Below are 4,601 nucleotides of genomic sequence, written 5' to 3' on the forward strand. Positions count from 1 at the left end.
GCCGCTGTCATTTCCTAAGTTTATTCCCCCAACCTTAATCACCGAAAGTGTGAGTGAGATAAGTGCTTTCTACGCAGAGTACGGAGATATAGTGCTCAAGCCACTGTACGATTATGGAGGCAATGGTGTATGCAGAATCTGCGGCAGGGCTGATGTTGGCGCAATATCGTCGGCGATGGTTGAGCGTTACGAAGCACCCTTGGTTGCGCAGCAGTTTATTGATGACATAAGCAGCGACAAGCGGGTAGTGTTGTTGGGCGGCAAACCCATCGGGGCGGTACGGCGAAAAGTTACCGCTATGGGTGAGATCAGAACCAACCTCAGAGTGGGAGCGACGCCTGAGGCAACCGAGCTTTCGGATAGAGAGCGTGAAATATGCCACGATGTGGGGACGCTACTGTCCAGCGTTGGTATATTGTTTGCTGGAATTGATATTTTAGGAGGCCGCCTTATAGAAGTGAACGTTACCTCACCTTGCGGCATTCTTGAGATTAACCAAGTGTACGGAAAGACCCTAGAGAGGGATTGCTGGGACCACTTTGAATACGTATTGTCACATAAGTCTCCATGACGTGTGCGAGTAAATATTATAGGTGCTTGCCTTGCATAGTGCCGCGTTTTGCTTTACCATGGCCGGTGTGTCTGTGCTATTTGCGCTATTGCAGCGCGCCTTGGATGGGGGGTTTAGCTGGATGGGGGGCTTTCTATGCCGGTGAGTCTCGCGCGTAATGCGGGCATGCTGTCGGTTGCAGTGCTGTGTGGTGGCTCATCCCCTGAGCGTGAGGTATCTCTAGCAGGCGGGAAGAGAGTTGCAGATGCTCTGGGTAGGCTAGGGTACAATGCCACTGTTTTAGATTTGAACAGGGAGTCTGTGGGTCAACTGTTGGCCATGGCTCCAGATCTTGTCTATAACGCGTTGCACGGAGTGCAGGGCGAGGACGGCTGTGTTTCTGGGTTGCTGGATATCCTTGGGCTTGCGTGCACGCACTCTCATGTTGCAGCATCCTCGGTTGGTATGGACAAAGTGCTTACCAAACATGTGCTTAAGTCTCTGGGTATAGACTTTCCGAAGTTTGACGTGCTTACAAAGGAGGAGTTACTATCTGCTAAGGAGGTGTTGCCTTACCCATTTGTAATTAAGCCCGTGCGTGGTGGCTCGACGATAGGGGTGCACGCGATTTTTTCCAAATCTGAATATTTAGATCTCTCGGCTCATGCCGATACGCTAGAAGACAGGATGATTGTAGAGGAGTATGTGTCCGGACAAGAAGTGCAAACCGCTGTATTTTTGGGCCGGGCAATTGGCACCATGGAATTATTGTTTGAGGGTAGAATATACAGCTACGATGCGAAATATGTAGAGGGGCTATGCGAGCACATATTTCCGGCTAATCTTCCCTATGACATATATAATTTAACGCTGGAATGGGCGTTAAAGCTGCACCAGTGCTTGGGGTGCAAAACTCTATCCAGGGTAGATTTCAGGTACGATGTAGCAAACAAGGCGCTGAAGCTGCTGGAGATCAATACCCACCCTGGGATGACTGTTTCCTCGACGCTGCCGGAAGTTTTATGGCTAAGATGTGGGTTGAACTTTGACCACGTTGTGGATCTGATAGTACAAGATGCGCTGGGTATTGATGATAGCCGTAGGGCATACATTGATGAGCTTATGGGAAAAACCGTGAGCCGTGAGCCAAGCCATGTGTAAAGATGCAGCCGGCAATCGCGCGATTGCAGCTCACAGCGCACCGCTTTGCATGCGTGTAGTGAGGCGCATATTCGTGGTGGGTGCGGTGGTTTTTGTTGCCGGTTGGGGCGTGCCAGATTTTAGCATAAAGTCATGGTTAGGGGGCCTCTCCTCGGCGGTTTCTAGCGCACTCATTGAGGCAGGGTTTTCCACAAGGGAGGTTGTGATTAGGGGTAACAGCGTAGTTTCTACGGCAGAGATTTTAAATATGATCAACAAAGACAGCTCGATAATTTTGCTGTCACTACGCACGCTTAGGAGTCGAATAAAATCTCACAGTCCCTGGGTAAAGGAAGTTGCTGTGCATAGAGAATTGGCCAATGGTATATTGCGCATAACGGTTGAAGAATACGTGGCCTTTGCTAATTGGCGTCACCATGGGATGAACTCAATAATTGACAACACCGGACATGTGATTGTGAACTCTGACGAGCGCCTTGACAATTTAGTGTCAATTTATGGCGATGAGGCCCTGGAAGGGCTACATTTTGTGCGCGAAGTGCTCAATAATGGGGGGATGCTCAGTACCATGGTTTCGTCTTTTTCCTGGCTTGGCAATAGGCGTTGGGATGTTGGCTTTTCCAGTGGGTTGCAGGTTAAGCTGCCAGAAAATAATCCTCAAGCCGCGTGGAATTACCTAGCGCAGCTGTACAAATCTTCTGGAGAATTACTGATGTGGAAAGTTGTTGACATGCGAATTCCAGACAAAATCTTCATAAAGAAGTAAGCGTGGTCGAATTTTTGAAAATTTTTGCCTGGCGCTATGTCCCCTTCAGGCGGGTATGTTACGTGCAGATGTTGTGGACGCTATGAATAAGTTACAGGCATCCTGCATTATTTGATTGAATATACGCATGTGTGGAAATATCTTAGGGTGTGACTGATAATATTTGCCTGGTAGTCAGCGTGTGTCCGGTTAAGCGTATTTTTACCGTACCAGGTAGAATGTTTGCTAATCTGAGAGAGTGTGGGGTTTATGTCTAGGGCTAAGAGGTTTTATACGCCGGAAGTACTGATTGTGGATGATGAAGCAGATCTTAGGGCTATGGTCCAGGATATTTTAAGTGACGATAATTACGTCACCAAAATATCACATGATGGACTAACAGCTATCAAGCTTGCTTATGAGCGGGAGCCGGATGTTGTGCTTCTGGACATATGGCTGAAAGGGTCTGACATTGACGGACTAAGTGTTTTGGAAAAGCTCAGATATAGATATCCCCACCTGCCCGTCATAGTGATTAGCGGCCACGGAAACATAGCCACTGCCGTGAAGTCTTTGCATATAGGTGCTTACGACTATATTGAAAAGCCTTTTACCGAGAGTAGGCTGAAATTGGTGGTGAAGCGTGCTGTTGAGTCTGGCAGATTGAAAAGAGAAAACTACGAACTCAGATCCCTTTTTGAGGACTATGAAATCGTGGGAAGTTCACCCCAGATCAAAAACCTCAGGAGCACGATCAGCAAAGCCGCATCTACTTGCAGTCGTATACTCATCACCGGCGCTCCTGGCACTGGAAAGGAAGTAGTCGCCAGGTTTGTGCACCGGAAGTTTAAGGGGTGCAATAGCTCATTCGTGCCCTTCTGTCCTTCCATCTTGCCCGAAAGTAGCTACCTAGAAAACATCTTCGGCAGCGAGAGCGGTAACGGGGCGTTGCCCAATGTTGTGCCCCACAGTGTCGGCATCATAGAGCAGGCGAACCACGGTACCTTGTTCATAGATGAGGTCACGGATTTGCGGTATGACGCCCAGATGCGGTTGATGCGACTGCTTCAGGAAGGCAGGATATACAGGGAGAATGGAAAAAACCCTGTTACCATAGACACGCGTGTTATTGCATCTTCCTCTCGCGTGATTGAGGAGGAGGTGAAGTTGGGAAGGTTTTGCGAGGACCTTTACTACAGGCTAGGAGTCTTTCCTATTAGGGTGCCATCTCTTTCCGAGTACTGTGTGGATATTCCTGAGGTGTGTGAATACATGATGCGCAGCATATGCAGGAAAATGGGGCTGTCACCCCGACCCATTAGTGAAGACGCCATAGTGGCCATGCAATCCTACAGTTGGCCAGGAAACCTGCGCCAGTTGCGCAATGTTCTGGAGTGGATTTTGATCATGCAATCTTCCAAGGACATAATCACTATAGACGATCTCCCCGCGGAAATTGTGAGCGGCTCGCCAATCAACAACGTGTTCACTCACATAGTTTCTGCACCTCTGAGAAAGGCTAGGGAAGAGTTTGAAAGGCATTACCTGAGGACTCAGCTGTCAAGATTCGGTGGCAGCGTGTCCAAAACTGCCGAATTTATTGGCATGGAAAGGTCTGCATTGCATAGGAAACTAAAAGCTTTAGGTTTATGTGGAAGTTAGGTAGCGGCCACCCGTTACGGGGGGTGGCAGTTCCGGCATTAACTTCCCCCGCGGTGTACCAGCTGGGGCCAGCAGGCTTGTCTCGGCCTTCAGGTATTTAAACTGCTCTTGCTACAGGGGCTGACCCTCAACCTCGTACTCAGCCTACTCAGGCTGACGATACAGCTACCAAGGTTATTTGTGACGTCATTGTCTTCGTGCAGAAGCTGGGATTACCCATCATGACAGGGGTGGTACTAGGTTCTGGCGTCATGGCTTGGCACACTTGCATGGCCTGCCATGGTAATGCTGGTTGTATGTACAGCCATAGGTAAGCTTATGGCCACTGTATTGAGGGTAATACCAGTTAGTGCAAGGGTGGACGTAGAGGTTTTGGGAGAGTGGTGATGTTGCTAAAACTTAGATTCTTACTAATTGCTGTAGTATTAGCATTGGGTATCTTACATGGTGTACCTGCAGGGGCTGCTGCAGGGGCTAGTAAGT

4 protein-coding genes are annotated in these 4,601 nt (G+C 48.9%); all 4 read left to right on the forward strand.

From position 1 onward, the window contains the following. The coding region (locus tag GAC_RS04480; protein ID WP_037349569.1) for an ATP-grasp domain-containing protein at nt 1-571 on the forward strand (571 nt) is incomplete at its 5' end. A 135-nt stretch (nt 572-706) separates the two neighbouring features. Next, nucleotides 707-1,711, forward strand: a complete 1,005-nt coding sequence (locus GAC_RS04485; protein ID WP_011114164.1) for a D-alanine--D-alanine ligase — start codon at nt 707-709, stop codon at nt 1,709-1,711. 85 nt (nt 1,712-1,796) lie between these two features. After that, on the forward strand, nt 1,797-2,477 hold the full coding sequence (locus tag GAC_RS04490; protein ID WP_227013330.1) for a cell division protein FtsQ/DivIB: 681 nt from the start codon (nt 1,797-1,799) through the stop codon (nt 2,475-2,477). A 249-nt stretch (nt 2,478-2,726) separates the two neighbouring features. Next, nucleotides 2,727-4,118, forward strand: a complete 1,392-nt coding sequence (locus GAC_RS04495; RefSeq protein ID WP_010267136.1) for a sigma-54-dependent transcriptional regulator — start codon at nt 2,727-2,729, stop codon at nt 4,116-4,118. Nucleotides 4,119-4,601: the final 483 nt, after the last annotated feature.

Origin of the sequence: Anaplasma marginale str. Florida (assembly GCF_000215485.1) — a bacterium.
Taxonomy (GTDB): domain Bacteria; phylum Pseudomonadota; class Alphaproteobacteria; order Rickettsiales; family Anaplasmataceae; genus Anaplasma; species Anaplasma marginale.